The organism is Pantoea sp. Tr-811 (assembly GCF_011752535.1).
In the GTDB taxonomy this organism is placed as follows: Bacteria; Pseudomonadota; Gammaproteobacteria; order Pseudomonadales; family Pseudomonadaceae; genus Aquipseudomonas.
In genome coordinates this window covers 298,867-314,432 of record NZ_VWXJ01000004.1, presented here as the reverse complement: position 1 = coordinate 314,432, position 15,566 = coordinate 298,867, and the positions used below count along the sequence as shown (strand labels likewise).

Annotated in this window: 11 protein-coding genes; 7 read left to right on the top strand and 4 right to left on the bottom strand. The window is 63.4% G+C overall.

From position 1 onward, the window contains the following. The first annotated feature begins 314 nt into the window (after positions 1-314). A complete protein-coding gene (locus tag F3J44_RS08450; protein WP_167271694.1) occupies positions 315-1,352 on the top strand; it encodes an ABC transporter substrate-binding protein in 1,038 nt (345 codons plus the stop codon). A 31-nt stretch (positions 1,353-1,383) separates the two neighbouring features. Beyond that, positions 1,384-2,289 (top strand): TauD/TfdA family dioxygenase, encoded by a 906-nt coding sequence (locus F3J44_RS08445; RefSeq protein ID WP_167062832.1) that lies wholly within the window; start codon positions 1,384-1,386, stop codon positions 2,287-2,289. Between the two features lie 89 nt (positions 2,290-2,378). Here the strand turns inward: F3J44_RS08445 and F3J44_RS08440 are convergent, their stop codons facing one another. Continuing rightward, positions 2,379-3,293 carry a LysR family transcriptional regulator gene (locus tag F3J44_RS08440; RefSeq protein WP_167062829.1) on the bottom strand — a complete coding sequence of 305 codons (915 nt, stop codon included), beginning with the start codon at positions 3,291-3,293 and terminating at the stop codon, positions 2,379-2,381. A gap of 193 nt (positions 3,294-3,486) precedes the next feature. Here F3J44_RS08440 and F3J44_RS08435 point away from each other — a divergent pair, with 193 nt between their 5' ends. From F3J44_RS08435 to F3J44_RS08415, 5 genes are all read left to right on the top strand, one after another. Then, positions 3,487-5,823, top strand: coding sequence for a TonB-dependent receptor (locus F3J44_RS08435; RefSeq protein ID WP_167271692.1), 2,337 nt, complete (start codon positions 3,487-3,489; stop codon positions 5,821-5,823). An 18-nt stretch (positions 5,824-5,841) separates the two neighbouring features. Continuing rightward, the gene (locus tag F3J44_RS08430; protein WP_167271690.1) at positions 5,842-7,518 is read left to right on the top strand and encodes an aryl-sulfate sulfotransferase; all 1,677 of its coding nucleotides are present in this window, start codon (positions 5,842-5,844) and stop codon (positions 7,516-7,518) included. Positions 7,519-7,936: 418 nt separating this feature from the next. Further along, positions 7,937-9,379 carry an NADP-dependent succinate-semialdehyde dehydrogenase gene (gene gabD / locus F3J44_RS08425; protein WP_167062820.1) on the top strand — a complete coding sequence of 481 codons (1,443 nt, stop codon included), beginning with the start codon at positions 7,937-7,939 and terminating at the stop codon, positions 9,377-9,379. Between the two features lie 189 nt (positions 9,380-9,568). Further along, positions 9,569-10,846 carry a 4-aminobutyrate--2-oxoglutarate transaminase gene (gabT, locus tag F3J44_RS08420; protein ID WP_167062817.1) on the top strand — a complete coding sequence of 426 codons (1,278 nt, stop codon included), beginning with the start codon at positions 9,569-9,571 and terminating at the stop codon, positions 10,844-10,846. Positions 10,847-10,983: 137 nt separating this feature from the next. After that, positions 10,984-12,288, top strand: a complete 1,305-nt coding sequence (locus tag F3J44_RS08415; RefSeq protein WP_167271688.1) for a response regulator — start codon at positions 10,984-10,986, stop codon at positions 12,286-12,288. Between the two features lie 128 nt (positions 12,289-12,416). Here F3J44_RS08415 and F3J44_RS08410 read toward each other — a convergent pair whose 3' ends face one another. The 3 genes from F3J44_RS08410 to desA all read right to left on the bottom strand — a co-directional run bounded on the left by F3J44_RS08410 (position 12,417) and on the right by desA (position 15,549). Beyond that, complete coding sequence (locus F3J44_RS08410) at positions 12,417-12,677, bottom strand: DUF3077 domain-containing protein (RefSeq protein WP_167271686.1); 261 nt, start codon at positions 12,675-12,677, stop codon at positions 12,417-12,419. 558 nt (positions 12,678-13,235) lie between these two features. Then, the gene (locus tag F3J44_RS08405; protein WP_167271684.1) at positions 13,236-14,222 is read right to left on the bottom strand and encodes a sensor domain-containing diguanylate cyclase; all 987 of its coding nucleotides are present in this window, start codon (positions 14,220-14,222) and stop codon (positions 13,236-13,238) included. A gap of 142 nt (positions 14,223-14,364) precedes the next feature. After that, on the bottom strand, positions 14,365-15,549 hold the full coding sequence (desA, locus tag F3J44_RS08400) for a delta-9 fatty acid desaturase DesA (RefSeq protein ID WP_167062790.1): 1,185 nt from the start codon (positions 15,547-15,549) through the stop codon (positions 14,365-14,367). Positions 15,550-15,566 lie beyond the last annotated feature (17 nt).

Sequence of the window (15,566 nt, the reverse complement as noted above, 5' to 3'; positions counted from 1 at the left end):
CTCAGAACTCCATTCACCGGCCACCCCTCAAACCATTCCAATGTTATTCACTTATGGAATTAAAAAATCCACCAAGTGGCATTCAAGAGATAAGAGCATGCAGCCCCTGCATACGGAAGCCCCTTCGCATTGCGTTTTCCTCATATTTTCCATGCGTTCCCCGCAAGCCCCCCGGCAAGCCGCATGCCGACTGATTTATGCCTTCCAGTTACTAAAAAATTAGGTTTTGATCTTTGTAGCTTCTAACCATTACTGCCTAGCTTCTGGCCAAAGCGCCGGCCATCGCCGGTGGCAGCCTGCCAAGGAGCCTTGTCATGAAAACCCCGCTGCGCCACCTGATCACCGCCCTTGGGCTGGCCTTCACCCTCGGTGCCCACGCCGCCGAGCCGGCCAAGCCGCAGAGCATTCGCATTGCCGTGCCCGACCTCAGTGCCGGCAGCAAGCCCAGCGCCGCTGGCGTGGTCGACGTGCTGCGCGACCAACAGTTGCTGGAGAAGGAATTCGCCAAGGACGGCATCCGCATCGACTGGCATTTCTTCAAGGGCGCAGGCCCGGTGGTCAACGAAGCGCTGGCCAACGGCCAGGCCGACTTCGCCTACCTGGGTGACCTGGCCGCCATCGTCGGCAAGGCTAATGGCCTGGATACCCGCGTGCTGTCAGCAGGCGTGCGTGGGGTGAAAAGCTACCTGGGCGTGGTGCCCGGCTCTGGCATCAAGACCCTGCACGACCTCAAGGGCAAGCGCGTGGCGGTGTTCCGCGGCACCGCCAACCAGCTGTCGTTCGCCAGCGCCCTGGCCAGCCAGGGCCTGTCCGAGCGCGACCTGAAAGTGATCAACCTGGACTTCAACGCCGCCAACGCGGCCTTGGCGGCCAAGCAGATCGACGCCACCTGGGGCCTTTCCAACCTGCTGTCGCTGCGTGAGCGTGGGCTGGTCGAGCTGCCAGTGAATTCCCGCGAGTTGCAGGGCGCCGGCAGCACCCAGGCGGTACTGCTGGGCACCGGCGACTTCATTCGCAAGTACCCCGAGCTGGTGCAGCGCCTGGTCAATGCCCAGGAGCAGGCCACCGCCTGGCTGCGCGACGAACACAACCGCGATGCCTACGTGGACCTGGTGGCAAGCAACGCCAGCTGGCCCCGCAGCATTCTCAGTGACGACCTGGCCAACGAAGACCTGGCCCACTACTTCGACCCACGCCTGGACGCCGACTTCGTCGCCCAGTTGCAACAAGGCGTCGACCTGGCCGCCCGCGAACGCCTGATTCGTCGCAGCTTCCAGGTTGCCGACTGGATCGAGCCGCGCTTTCTCGATGCCGCGCTGAAACAGGAACAGGCCGTGCAGGCCGCCCGCTGAACCCCCGACCCTCACCGTAAGGACCACGACCATGAGCAATGCCGCACTGGCCACCGCGCCACGTACTCTCGAACTCGACATCCACCCGGTTGCCGGCCGTATCGGCGCCGAAATCCGTGGGGTGAAGCTGTCTGCCGACCTTGATGCCGCCACCGTCGAGGCCATCCAGGCCGCCCTGGTGCAGCACAAGGTGATTTTCTTCCGCAACCAGGTGCACCTGGACGACCAGAGCCAGGAGGGCTTTGCCAAGCTGCTGGGCGAGCCGGTCGCGCACCCCACCGTGCCGGTGGTGGACGGCACCAGTTACCTGTTGCAGCTGGACGGCGCCGAAGGCCAGCGGGCCAACTCCTGGCACACCGACGTGACCTTCGTCGATGCCTACCCCAAGGCGTCGATCCTGCGCAGCGTGGTGGCCCCGGCATCCGGTGGCGATACCGTGTGGGCCAACACGGCGGCGGCCTACCAGGAACTGCCCGAGCCGCTGCGTGAGCTGGCCGACAAGCTGTGGGCGGTGCACAGCAACGAGTACGACTACGCGAGCCTCAAGCCTGACGTGGACCCGGCGAAGCTTGAGCGTTACCGCAAGGTGTTTACCTCGACCGTGTACGAAACCGAGCACCCGGTGGTGCGGGTGCACCCGGTCAGTGGTGAGCGTGCGCTGCAACTGGGGCATTTCGTCAAGCGCATCAAGGGGTATTCGCTGGCCGATTCGCAGCACCTGTTCGCGGTGCTGCAAGGGCATGTGACACGCCTGGAGAACACTGTGCGCTGGCGCTGGCAGGCGGGTGACGTGGCGATTTGGGATAACCGGGCGACCCAGCATTACGCGGTGGATGACTACGGCACCCAGCCGCGGATCGTGCGGCGCGTGACCTTGGCAGGTGAAGTACCGGTGGGTGTCGATGGGCAGTTGAGCCGCACCACTCGCAAGGGGTGATATGGGGGCACCTTCGGTGCATCGCGAGCTGTGCTCGCTCCTACCGGGTTGCGCAGGACTGGTAGGAGCTCGCGATGCGCCGAAGGCGCTCAAACGTCGGTATCACAGGCAATCAACTGCCTGACCAAGCCCTGCGCCAGCGGCGACAAGCCATACCCCACCCGGCTCACCACTCCATAGCGGGTATAGAACGCTTCTTCCTGTTCCGGCAGCAGGTCCACCAGCTTCAATGCCACCAGCCCCCGCTCCATCTGGTAAGGCCGCAAGTTCGCATTGCAGGCAATGCCGATGGTGTCCGAATGCATCACCACGTTCAGCAGCGCATACCCATGCTCGCACTCCACCGTCGGCAGAAAGTCCTGCCGGCCGCTGAGGTCGCTGAGAATCTTGCGGATGTTCGGCGGGCGCATGGTGGTCGCCAGTGGGTAGTCGAACACATCCCGTGCGCGCACCTCGGCCAGCTCGGTCAACGGGTGCCCCGCGCGGCAGCAGAAATGCCAGCGCTGCGGCGCCAGCTTGTGCACCCGGTAGTCCGGGTCGGATTCGAACTGGCGGGTGTCGGCGACGAAGAACTCGATTTCCTCGGCGATCAGCTTGCGGTTCAGCGCCTGCCAGTTGTCCACCTGGAAACAGGTGCGCGCCGCCGGAAATTCCGCCACGAAGCGCGCCACCGCCCGCGGCACCAGGCCGCCGGCCGGTGCCGGACCGGAACCGAAGCGCACCACGCCAGTGGTGGCGCCGTTGAACTGGTGAATCTCGTTCACCAGGTTATGCGCGCCATGCACCAGCCGGCGCGAATGCTCCAGCACCAGCAAGCCCTGGCGGGTGGGCGAAAGCTCCTTGCTGGCGCGGTCCACCAGGCGGCAGCCGACGTTGTGCTCCAGGGTCTGGATGCTGCGGCTAAAGGCCGATTGCGACAGGTTCACCGCGGCCGCCGCCGCGACGAAACTGCGGTGCTCGACAAGGGCGATGAAGTGGCGGAGCTGGCGGAGATCGATATGCATTTTCTACATGGAAACTTTCGGTGGAATGCAATTGATGAACAGGGTTAGCCCCCTTATAAAGGGTGTTACTTATTCCACAAAATATGAAATGCAAATATTTATATCTCTTAAAAGAATATAAGCCCAACTGACCGCGATTCGGTTCCGCCAACGGAAATGCTCGCCCAGGGCCCATGCCTCAAGGAGCATCTGCATGTTCGGACTTTCCCGTTGGCCTGCGCGCGCGTCGCGTTTCCCCCTGCAACCCCTGGCCGCTGGCGTGTTGCTGGCGGCCGCCAACAGCAGCTTTGCCGAAGAACCCGTCGCTGCCAGCTTGGCCGTGGAGCAGGAAGCCAAGCTTGGCACCGTCACGGTCAACGCCCGCCGCCGCGAAGAAACCGCGCAGAGCGTGCCCACCCCCATCAGCGTGCTTGGCAGCCAAACCCTGGAAACCCAACGCATCTACCGTGTGCAGGACCTGCAACAGCTGGTGCCCAGCACCAACGTGGCCTATGTGCATGCGCGCCAGTCGAGCATTTCGATTCGCGGCCTGGGCAACAATCCGGCCAGCGATGGCCTGGAAGGCAGCGTTGGCATCTACCTGGACAACGTTTACCTCGGCCGCCCCGGCATGGCGGTGTTCGACCTGCTCGATGTCGAGCAGCTGGAAGTGCTGCGCGGCCCGCAGGGCACGCTGTTCGGCAAGAACACCACCGCTGGCGTGCTGAACATCACCACACGCAAACCCACCTTCCAGCGCGAAGGCAGCATTCAGCAGTCGATTGGCGAAGATGGCTACCTGCAGACCCAGGGCAGTTTCTCCGGGCCGATCAGCGAAACCCTGGCCGGGCGCATCAGTGCCTACCGCAGCGAAGACGACGGCTATGTGAAGAACATCCACAACGGCGACGACCTTAACGGCGGCAAGCGCCAGGGGTTTCGCACCCAGCTGCTGTTCCAGCCGAGCGATACCTTCAACCTGCGCTGGATCGGTGAATACAACGAGGAAGACTCCAACAACGGCATCCTCAGCCTGTACAGCACAGGGCCCACCATCAATGGCGTCAACCGCTATGAAAGCCTGGCAGCCCAGGCCGGCGCCACGCTGGTGTCGGGCAAGGACCGCAAGGTCAACTTCGACGCCGACCAGCAGGTGACGGTGTTCCAGGGCGGCACCTCGGTGGAGGCCAACTGGACCCTGCCCAACGACTTCACCCTGACGTCGATCACCGCCTACCGCTGGTGGGACTTCACCCCGCGCAACGACGATGGCCTCAACGTGCCGGTGTTCTACAGCGCCGGGGTGTCGGTGCGTGACAAGCAGTATTCCCAGGAACTGCGCCTGGCCTCGCCCACCGGCGGTGCGTTCGACTACGTGCTGGGCGCGTACTACTTCAAGCAGGACCTGGACAACAAGTCGTTCACCTATTACGGCCCCCAGGCCGACATCTGGAACATCACCCCGGCCGGCGCCCTGGCCAATGTGGATACCATCGGCAACGGCCATATCGATACCAACAGCTACGCGCTGTTCGCCCAGGGCACCTGGCACGCCACCGACCGCCTGGACTTCACCGCTGGCATTCGTGGCACCTATGAAGAGAAAAGCGCCTGGGTCACCCGTGATGCACCCACAGGTGGCGCAGCGGTAACCGGTGCCGCCGCCACGGCGCGCCAGGCCAGGGTAGGGGCCTACGACTCGGGCGACCTCAACCAGTACAGCTTCAGCCCCTCTGGCCTGTTGGGCGTGAGCTACCGCTTCAACGACCAGTTGCTGGGCTACGCAACCCTCACCCACGGCGAGAAGTCTGGCGGCGTGAACCTCACCGTGGGTGCTGCGCCTCGGCTGGGCACCGACTCGCTGCTGGTCGGCACCGAGCGGGTCAACAACGCTGAAGTGGGCCTCAAGAGCACGCTGTTCGACAACCGCCTGCAGTTGAACACCAACCTGTTCTGGGCCGAAGTGCATGGCTACCAGGCCAACGTCTACGACCAGGTCAACCGTGTGCAGTACCTGGCCAACGCCGGCAGCGTGCGCTCGCGCGGCCTTGAGTTCGAAGCCACGGCGCTGCCGATTCGTGGCCTGACCCTGAACTTCAACGGTTCGTGGAACGACGTGCGCTACCTCAAGTACGACGACGCGCCATGCCCGGCGGAAGTCAGCCTGGCCAATGCCGCCGCCACCTGCGACCTGTCCGGGCACTCGGTGGTCGGCGCCTCCAAGTACATCGCCAACCTCAATGGTGAATACAAGTGGCAGGCCACCCAGCACGTCGAGCCCTACGTGACCGCCAGCTACGCCTTCCGCTCGAAGGCGGTGGGCACCATCGACGACTCCGACTACGGCCAAATCCCCAGCTACGCGCTGATCAACCTCTCTGCCGGTGTGCGCCTGGACCAGGGTGACGGCGTGGTCGACCTGTCGCTGTGGGTGAAGAACGCCGGCGACAAAACCTATTTCACCAGCCTGTGGAATTCCGCCAACGGCGGTTATGCCGGCGTGCTCGGCACCCCGCGCACCGTGGGCGCCACCGCCCGTTACGACTTCTGAGTAAAAAGGAGCTTTGCCATGAATGCCAAGACCGAAACCCCCGCACTGCCCGAAGGCGCCTGCCTGACGGCCAAGGTGCCAGCGCGCGATGAAGCACTGCTCGGCGACGTGGTGGTCAACCCGTATCGCCTGGCGCCGCTGACCGCGATCATCCGCGACGGCGGGCGCAGCCTCAGCGCCGCCCATGTGCGCGTGCGCGGCAAGGGCGAGCGCGGGGTAGACATCGTTTATGAAGTGTCCGACCGCTCGCTGTGGACCTACGGCGGCATCCCGGTGTTCGGCCTGTACCCGGACCACGTCAACCAGGTGGAAGTGACCTACAAGCTTGATGGCGAGCGGGTGCGCGAGCAGTACCAGATCTACGCGCCAGCCGTGCGCCTGCCGGTGGTGGCCCGGCAAACCGCTGCACTGCCACAGGTGGAGCCGGTCAAGGTGGCGCCAGGCTTCGAGCAGCGCCTGTACCTGTTCAACCACCTGCAGGGCGACATTCCCGGTGGCCGCGCCTTCAAGTGGAATGCCCTGGGCGGCGCCGCCGAGTGGGACCAGGTGGGCACCAATTGGATTGCCGACAGCAACGGCGACGTGCGCTGGTACCTGGACATCGAGCAGATCCACGATTCCAACCGCCGCGACGGCCTGGGCGGCACCATGGGCTTCCAGCAGACCCGCGACGGCAAGCTGATCTGGGGCCAGGGCCAGACCTATTCCAAGTACGACTTGCTGGGCCGGCGCATCTGGCAGCGCAGCCTGCCGGACAAGTTCGCCGACTTCTCCCATGAAATCCGCGAAACGGCCAACGGCACCTACCTGCTGCGGGTCGGTACCAGCGACTACCGCCGCCCGGACGGCAAGCGCGTGCGCTCGATTCGCGACCACATCATCGAGGTCAGTGAAGCTGGGGACGTGCTGGACTTCTGGGACCTGAACCAGATCCTCGACCCTTACCGCGGCGACCTGCTGGAAACCCTGGGCAAGGCGGCAATCCAGCTGCCCGAGGGCGTGACCAAGCAGGATGACCGGCTGGCCAACGAACTGGCCGAGGGCGACCTGCCGTTCGGCGACACGCCGGGCGTGGGTACCGGGCGCAACTGGGCCCACGTCAACGCCATCGACTACGATACCGATGACGACAGCATTATCGTTTCAGCGCGCCATCAGGGCGTGGTGAAGATTGGCCGTGACAAGCAGGTGAAATGGATTCTCGCCTCGCCCCAGGGCTGGCCGCAGCACCTGCAGGAAAAAGTGCTCAAGCCGGTGGCCAGCGAAGGCTTCGACTGGTCGTGGACCCAGCACACCGCCTGGCTGACCGGCAAAGGCACGCTGACCGTGTTCGATAACGGCTGGGGGCGCGACTTTGCCCCGACCAAGCTTAGCGGCAACTACAGCCGGGCGGTGGAGTACAAGGTCGACGAGGCCAAGGGCACCGTCGAGCAGGTGTGGGCGTACGGCAAGGAGCGCGGCGACGAGTGGTACAGCCCGGTGACCTCGGTGGTGGCTTATCGGCCGGAAACCGATACCCAGTTCATTTATTCCGCTTCGGTGAATTTCCTCACACCGGAAAAGCTCACTACCACCGTGCTCAATGAGGTGCGGCGGGGGACCCAGGAGGTGTTGGTGGAGCTCAAGGTGCATAGCCGGCAGCCGGGTTCTGTTGGCTACAGGGCCCTGGTAATCGACCTGGCCAAGGCGTTTTGATTTTGGTCGCCTGACATAAATTTTGTGTTCGCGCGTCAATCGAGCGCCGCCCGCGCGGCGCATCGCAGGCAAGCCTGCTCCTACATCTGTTTCGGGCCAGTGTTCATGTTACCTGCGCGCGCGGCCCCTTGGCGCACGCCTGTAGGAGCAGGCTTGCCTGCGATGCGCCGCGTGGGCGGCGCTCGATCTTCCAGGCAACAACGATGCCTCGGCGACCCTTCGCCCTTCACATTTCCTTACCCTTGATCGTCTACCCTAAAGCGGCATTTCCAGACAGGGTGTTCAACCATTCGTTCTTTTTTTCGAACAGCCTATTGTCCAACACCCCAGCAGCCGCTTAGCATTCGTTTGAGATTTCAAACGCTCGATGCCCTGCCTTGGGCGCTTTTCAAACAATCAACAATTTCGGGAAGCCGACATGCAGCTCAAAGACGCTCAGTTGTTCCGCCAGCAAGCCTTCATCAATGGTGAGTGGCTGGATGCGGATAACGGTCAGACCATCAACGTGACCAACCCGGCCACGGGTGAAGTCATCGGTACCGTGCCGAAGATGGGCACCGCGGAAACCCGCCGCGCCATCGAAGCTGCCGACAAGGCCCTGCCGGCCTGGCGCGCACTGACCGCCAAAGAGCGCTCGAACAAACTGCGTCGCTGGTTCGAACTGATGATCGAGAACCAGGACGACCTGGCTCGCCTGATGACCACCGAACAAGGCAAGCCACTGGCCGAAGCCAAGGGCGAAATCGCCTACGCCGCCTCGTTCATCGAGTGGTTCGCCGAAGAAGCCAAGCGCGTCTACGGCGACACCATCCCGGGCCACCAGCCAGACAAGCGCCTGATCGTCATCAAGCAGCCAATCGGCGTTACCGCGGCCATCACCCCGTGGAACTTCCCGGCCGCCATGATCACCCGTAAAGCCGGCCCGGCCCTGGCCGCTGGCTGCACCATGGTGCTCAAGCCTGCCTCGCAAACCCCGTACTCCGCCCTGGCCCTGGTCGAGCTGGCCACCCGTGCCGGCATCCCGGCTGGCGTGCTGAGCGTGGTTACCGGCAGCGCTGGCGAAGTCGGCGGCGAGCTGACTGGCAACTCCCTGGTACGCAAGCTGTCCTTCACCGGCTCGACCGAAATCGGTCGCCAGCTGATGGAAGAATGCGCCAAGGACATCAAGAAGGTTTCCCTGGAGCTGGGTGGCAACGCCCCGTTCATCGTGTTCGACGACGCCGACCTGGACAAGGCCGTCGAGGGCGCGATCATCTCCAAGTACCGCAACAACGGCCAGACCTGCGTCTGCGCCAACCGTATCTACGTGCAGGACGGCGTGTACGACGCGTTCGCCCAGAAGCTGGCCGCCGCTGTTGCCAAGCTGAAGATCGGTAACGGCCTGGAAGAAGGCACCACCACTGGCCCGCTGATCGACGGCAAGGCCGTTGCCAAGGTTCAGGAACACATCGAAGACGCCGTGGGCAAAGGCGCCAAGGTGCTGTCCGGTGGCAAGCTGATCGAAGGCAACTTCTTCGAGCCGACCATCCTGGTCGACGTGCCGAAAACCGCCGCCGTTGCCAAGGAAGAAACCTTCGGCCCACTGGCGCCGCTGTTCCGCTTCAAAGACGAAGCCGAAGTCATCGCCATGTCCAACGACACCGAATTCGGCCTGGCCTCGTACTTCTACGCCCGCGACATGAGCCGTGTGTTCCGTGTTGCCGAGGCCCTGGAATACGGCATGGTGGGTATCAACACCGGCCTGATCTCCAACGAAGTCGCGCCATTCGGTGGCATCAAGGCCTCGGGCCTGGGCCGCGAAGGTTCCAAATACGGTATCGAGGACTACCTCGAAATCAAATACCTGTGCATCAGCGTCTGATCGCACGGTAACCCGTTTCACAGGCTTTACCTCTGCCAGCGGGGCGCGAGAGCGACGTCTCGCTGGCCTTTTTGACATGCAGTACCTGGTGGCCAGGGCGTTTTCGGCAGTCGATCAACGAATACTGTTCGAAGGCGCAGCCAGCCACCCCCGAATAAAAGCGCCGCCACTCGGCGCAATGAGGGCATTATGAGCAAGACCAACGAATCCTTGATGCAACGTCGTGTCGCCGCCGTCCCACGTGGCGTTGGCCAAATTCACCCGATCTTCGTCGAATCGGCGAAGAACGCAACCGTGATCGACGTTGAAGGCCGCGAACTGATCGACTTCGCCGGCGGCATCGCAGTACTGAACACCGGCCACCTGCACCCGAAAGTGGTTGCAGCCGTGCAAGAGCAGCTGACCAAAGTCAGCCACACCTGCTTCCAGGTGCTGGCCTACGAACCCTACGTAGAGCTGTGCGAGAAGATCAACAAGCTGGTGCCAGGCGACTTCGACAAGAAGACCCTGCTGGTTACCTCCGGCTCCGAAGCCGTTGAAAACGCCGTGAAGATCGCCCGTGCCGCCACTGGCCGCGCTGGTGTGATTGCCTTCACCGGCGGCTACCACGGCCGTACCATGATGACCCTGGGCCTGACCGGCAAGGTCGTGCCGTACTCCGCTGGCATGGGCCTGATGCCAGGCGGCGTGTTCCGCGCCCTGTTCCCGAGCGAGCTGCACGGTGTGAGCGTTGACGACGCCATCGCCTCGGTTGAGCGTATCTTCAAGAACGACGCCGAGCCACGCGACATCGCCGCGATCATCCTTGAGCCTGTGCAAGGCGAAGGCGGCTTCCTGCCAGCGCCGAAAGAGCTGATGAAGCGCCTGCGCGAGCTGTGCGACAAGCACGGCATCCTGCTGATTGCCGACGAAGTGCAAACCGGCGCTGGCCGTACCGGCACCTTCTTCGCCATGGAGCAGATGGGTGTTGCGCCTGACCTGACCACCTTCGCCAAGTCCATCGCTGGCGGCTTCCCGCTGGCCGGTGTCTGCGGCAAGGCCGAGTACATGGACGCCATCGCCCCAGGTGGCCTGGGCGGCACCTACGCCGGCTCGCCAATCGCCTGCGCCGCGGCCCTGGCCGTTATCCAGGTGTTCGAGGAAGAGAAACTGCTGGATCGCAGCAAAGCCGTGGGTGAGCACCTGACCACCGGCCTGCGCAAGATCCAGGAAAAGCACTCGATCATCGGTGATGTCCGTGGTCTGGGTTCGATGATCGCTGTGGAAGTCTTCGAGAAAGGCACCCACACCCCGAACGCTGCTGCCGTGGCCCAAGTGGTTGCCAAGGCACGTGACAAGGGCCTGATCCTGCTGTCCTGCGGCACCTACGGCAACGTTCTGCGGATTCTGGTTCCGCTGACCGCCGAAGACGCACTGCTGGACAAAGGCCTGGCCATCATCGAAGAGTGCTTCGCTGAACTCGCCTGATGTGACACGTTTCATGAAAAACCCGCCTCGGCGGGTTTTTTTTTGTGCCCAGGAAAGCTCAGGAGCGCTATGGTTGTGGAAGGACTTGCCTTGGAAGCTGCGAAGGACTGTGTGTCAGGGATATTCAGGAGTTGGCCATGAGTGCTGCAGACCCCACCCCACCTAGCGTGTTGATTGTCGAGGGCGACCCCTGGGTACGCGACATGCTGCGGGAAATGCTGCTCAGCGTGCGTTGCGACGCCCGCCTGCAGGTATGTGCCGACGGCTCGCAGGCGATCAGTGCGCTTTCGAGCAAGCCCGACCTGATCATTGCCGCCCGTGAACTGCCCGCTGGCGACGGCCTGGATCTACTGCGCAAGGTCCGTAGCCAAACGGAGAAGTCGGCCCTGCCGTTCATCCTGCTGAGCGAGCGCAGCGACCCCGCCAGCGTGAAGGAAACCCTGCGCTTTCATCCCACTGAATACCTGAGCAAGCCGCTGAACTTCGACAAGCTGCGCAAGCGCCTGGAAGTGTTGTTGGTGCATGCCGGCGAAGAGGTGTCGTGCCCGATTCCGGCGTTGCTGCCGGGGGTGAAACTCAGCGACTACCTGGAACAGCGTCGGGCAACCGCTGATGGCGGGCCACTGTTTGCCGATGTGCAGTTGGCGATCAAGCGTGCGCTGAACCCCCAAGGGCTGAACCTCAGGGTGCTGGAGGCAGAGGTGCGTGACGACCCGCAGATCACCGCCGTGCTGATCGCTGCCGCCAACAGCGCTGCCCTGCACCGCGATGCCCCGGCGCAAACCTTGCTGCAGGCGCTGAACAAGTTGGGTAGCACCCAGAGCATGAACTTGATCCTGGGCATGACCCTCAAGCGCAGTGCCCACCTCAGCGACCCGCTGCTGACCCAGCATGCCACCCGGTACTGGAACCTCTCGCTGCACACCGCCGAATACGCCCGCTCGCTGGCGCGCATGCTCGACCTGGACCAGGAGCGCTGCTATTGCGCGGGCCTGCTGCATTCGCTGGGCGACCTGGCGGTGCTGCGCTGCCTGCAGGAATGGCGCCTGGCCGGGGGCGAGTTGGATGAAGACAAGGTGCAACTGGCACTGAACGAATTCGGCGCAGCCTTCGGTTCCGCCCTGCGCACCCGCTGGCGCTTGCCGCTGGGCCTGCGGGAATTGATTGCGGCGATCTACCAGCTGGGCGGCGGGGTGTATTCGCGGGAGATCCTGGCGATGAACCTGGCCGGGCAGCTGGCGCGGTTGCCGGCGGACCAGGGGTTGGAGCGGCTGGCCAACGGCAAGACCGCGCGGCTGCTGAAAGTCGGGTTGCCGGAGTTGGGGCGGTTGCGCAAGGTGGAGAATACCGAAGGCAAAGCCGAACCTGTGGCTGAAACCCCGGTGATCGACGTGTTGCCCGAACAACCAGAGCAAGCCGAGCCGCCTGAACCAACCGCCTGAACCTGCCTTCTGGATCGAGCGCCACCCGGCTGGCCCATCGCGAGCTGGCGCTCGCTCCTACCGGTGGGGGCGCGTGCCTGGTAGGAGCGAGCGCAGCTCGCGATGCGCCGCGCGGGCGGCGCTCGATCTCACCGGCCCATGCCAAGCTCCGCATCATCCAACAAGGCCTTGGCCAGCGCGCTCAAGTAATGCGCTGCCCAGATCAATTGCGGGTCGTTGTCCATCACGGCGGTCAGCGTTAGGTCGCGCACACAGCCCATCAATTCCGAAGCCTGGTCGCGGGCGTGCTGGCAGGGGATGCCGGGGGCGATCTGGAACAAGGGTTGTTTGAAGGTATCGCCTTGGTAGAAGCAGGTTTTGCCGGGGGTGGTGCGGTTGTCTGCGGTCATATGTTCTCTCCCTGAGTTGTTGAGGTGGATGGGGCGATCATCACAGCGTGAGGGAGGGTGGGTTGGGGGCGATTTTTTCATAACGCTTTCTCATGTCATTACCCCACCCAATCGTTTCCACACGAAGGGTGGCGGTTGTACACGGAGTGGAAAACCAGGCATGAGAACCCCGGCAGGCCTTGCGACCTTCCGTATACAACCGCCATGACGGCAGCCGCACTCTCATTGATTGTCAGGTTTCCACACCCGATCGCTGAACCATTCAGCGACCTGGAAAGCCTAGAGAGACGGGTTTCCAGTAACAATCAGACGCGAGCCGACAGGGTTTGTAGGATATTTTGCGGGTGGTGCTGCTACCAGTGCGGTTTTGTAGGAAATGCCGGGGGATGTTGTGAGGCTTTTGCGCCTGTTCTGAGCTGGGGCTGCTGCGCAGCCCATCGCGAGCTTTGCTCGCTCCTACCGGATTTGCGCAGGCTTGGCCTGGTAGGAGCGAGCGCAGCTCGCGATGCGCCGCGCGGGCGGCGCTCGATCTCACAGGCGCAACCTCAAACCGGTCCCTCACCCCCGCACAATCTGGTTCTTCCCCTGCCGCTTGGCCTGATACATCGCCGCATCCGCCCGGGCAAACAAGCTATCCAGCACCTCGTCCTCATCCGTCAACCCGGTCAGCCCCTGGCTCACCGTCACGTTGTACACCTCATCCCCATGGCTGAACCCCAACCGCTGAATCTCGCGCTGCAACCGCTCGGCAATCTGCTCGGCCACCTGTGCCGTGCAGCCAGGAAACACCGCCGCGAACTCCTCGCCACCAATGCGCCCGAACAAATCACCCCGGCGCAGCACCGCCTTGCCCGTGTCGGCAATGCGCTGCAGCACCTGGTCGCCCTCCTGGTGCCCGTAACTGTCATTGATGCGCTTGAAGTCATCGATATCCAGCAACAGGAACGCCAGCGGCGTACCCGCTTCGCGGGCGTCGTCGAAGGCCTGCTGGGCGCAGTCGAAAAAATGCCGGCGGTTGCTGCTCTGGGTCAGCACATCGGTCGTCGCCAGGCGGTGCAGTTCGCCTTCGAGCTGTTTCTTCTCGGTGATGTCCTCGGCAATGCCAACGATGATTACCCGGTCGCCCTCAAGCTGCTGGTTGATGTAGCACTTGTCGCTCAACCAGCGCACCTCGCCGCTGGCATTTAGAATGCGGTACTCGCGGTCTTCCACTGCACCCTTGAGCAGCACCTGGGCCAGGCTGCGTTCAGCGTATTCCAGGTCGTCGGGGTAGATACTGTCGCGCCATTCGTTGTAGTCGGCCAGCACCTGGCTGACCGGGCGGCCGAAGATGCGTTCATAGGCCGGGCTTACATACAACACCTGGCGGGTTTCCCAGTCAAAGGCCCACAGCACGGCATTGACGCTGTCGAGCAGCGAGCTGTAAAGCTGCTCGCGCTCGCTCAGGCGGGCAACCTCGCCCTGTGCGTGAAGCAGGGCCAGCAAGGTTTGGGCGGCGGCGGGAGGGGCATTGCCGGGCAGGGTGGAATCGATAGTCTTGGCCATGGGCACGGAGCGGTTTCTCGACAGGGAAGCGCGCGGCCAGCAACCAGCCCGCCCGCGGGCGATGTGCAGATTTTGAGTGGATTTTCAGGGGTTAAGTTCCAGCCTGGCATGCCCCATTGCGGGGCATGCCGATCAACGGCGGTCAGGCCCCGGTGGGGCGCAGGGAGTAGGTTTTAAGCTGCGCGGCGAACTCGTGCAGGGCGTGAATGCCGCTGGCTTCGGCTTCGTGCACCCAATCCTTCATGGCCGCCAGCATGTCGTGGCCATTGGCGCTGGTGCGCGCCCAGATCTGCTGCAGGGCCAGGCGCTTCTCATAGATGGTTTTCAGCGCCTGGCTGTGGGCGAGCAGCGACTCGATGCGCACATGGTGGCGGTCTTCGAGCAGGCTGGTTTCCCGCGACAGCAGGCGCTTGGCGCGGCGGAAGCGGTGGCGCACCGAGGCGTCGACCTTGGCCAGCTCCTGCTTGACCAACGGGCCGATCACCAGCTTGCGGTACTGGGCCATGATCTGGAACCGGTTGTTCAAGATGGCCATGGCGGTGTCCATGTCCAGGCTGGCCTTGCCCTCCACCCGGTGGGCGATGGGCGCCACGCGCTGCACCTTGGCCAGGCGCAGCAGGCTGAACAGGCGGATCCACGCCCAGCCCATGTCGAACTCCCAGCGTTTCACCGAAAGCTTCGCCGAGTTGGGGTAGGTGTGGTGGTTGTTGTGCAACTCTTCACCGCCGATGACGATACCCCACGGCACCAGGTTGGTGGCCGCGTCGCGGCATTCGAAGTTGCGATAACCCACCGCATGGCCCAGGCCATTGACCACGCCAGCCGCCCAGAACGGAATCCACATCATCTGCACCGCCCAGATGGTGATGCCGATGGTGCCGAACAGCAGCAGGTCGAGCACCGCCATCAGGGCGATGCCGCCGAGCTTGTAACGCGAGTAGAGGTTGCGCTCGACCCAGTCATCGGGGCAGTTCTTGCCGTAGATACGCAGGGTTTCGGGGTTACGCGCCTCTTCCCGGTACAACTCGGCACCCTTGCGCAACACCGTACCCAGGCCTTTGTACACCGGGCTGTGCGGGTCGTCGGGGGTTTCGCACTTGGCGTGGTGCTTGCGGTGGACGGCGGTCCACTCGCGGGTGTTCTGCGCCGTGGTCAGCCACAGCCAGAAGCGGAAGAAGTGCTTGAGCGCGCCGTTGAGCTCCAGGGCGCGGTGGGCGGAGTAGCGGTGCAGGTACACCGTGACGCTGACGATGGTCACATGGGTCATCAGCAGGGTGACGGCGACCAGTTGCCAGGCCGACAAGTCGAGCAGGCCGTTGTACCACATAGGCAGGAAAACCCTCG

Bases quoted from the DNA above. Each gene is read 5' to 3' on its own strand.
- F3J44_RS08450 (WP_167271694.1), top strand. From the start codon at position 315: ATGAAAACCCCGCTGCGCCACCTGATCACCGCCCTTGGGCTGGCCTTC.
- F3J44_RS08445 (WP_167062832.1), top strand. From the start codon at position 1,384: ATGAGCAATGCCGCACTGGCCACCGCGCCACGTACTCTCGAACTCGAC.
- F3J44_RS08440 (WP_167062829.1), bottom strand. From the start codon at position 3,293: ATGCATATCGATCTCCGCCAGCTCCGCCACTTCATCGCCCTTGTCGAG.
- F3J44_RS08435 (WP_167271692.1), top strand. From the start codon at position 3,487: ATGTTCGGACTTTCCCGTTGGCCTGCGCGCGCGTCGCGTTTCCCCCTG.
- F3J44_RS08430 (WP_167271690.1), top strand. From the start codon at position 5,842: ATGAATGCCAAGACCGAAACCCCCGCACTGCCCGAAGGCGCCTGCCTG.
- gabD (WP_167062820.1), top strand. From the start codon at position 7,937: ATGCAGCTCAAAGACGCTCAGTTGTTCCGCCAGCAAGCCTTCATCAAT.
- gabT (WP_167062817.1), top strand. From the start codon at position 9,569: ATGAGCAAGACCAACGAATCCTTGATGCAACGTCGTGTCGCCGCCGTC.
- F3J44_RS08415 (WP_167271688.1), top strand. From the start codon at position 10,984: ATGAGTGCTGCAGACCCCACCCCACCTAGCGTGTTGATTGTCGAGGGC.
- F3J44_RS08410 (WP_167271686.1), bottom strand. From the start codon at position 12,677: ATGACCGCAGACAACCGCACCACCCCCGGCAAAACCTGCTTCTACCAA.
- F3J44_RS08405 (WP_167271684.1), bottom strand. From the start codon at position 14,222: ATGGCCAAGACTATCGATTCCACCCTGCCCGGCAATGCCCCTCCCGCC.
- desA (WP_167062790.1), bottom strand. From the start codon at position 15,549: ATGTGGTACAACGGCCTGCTCGACTTGTCGGCCTGGCAACTGGTCGCC.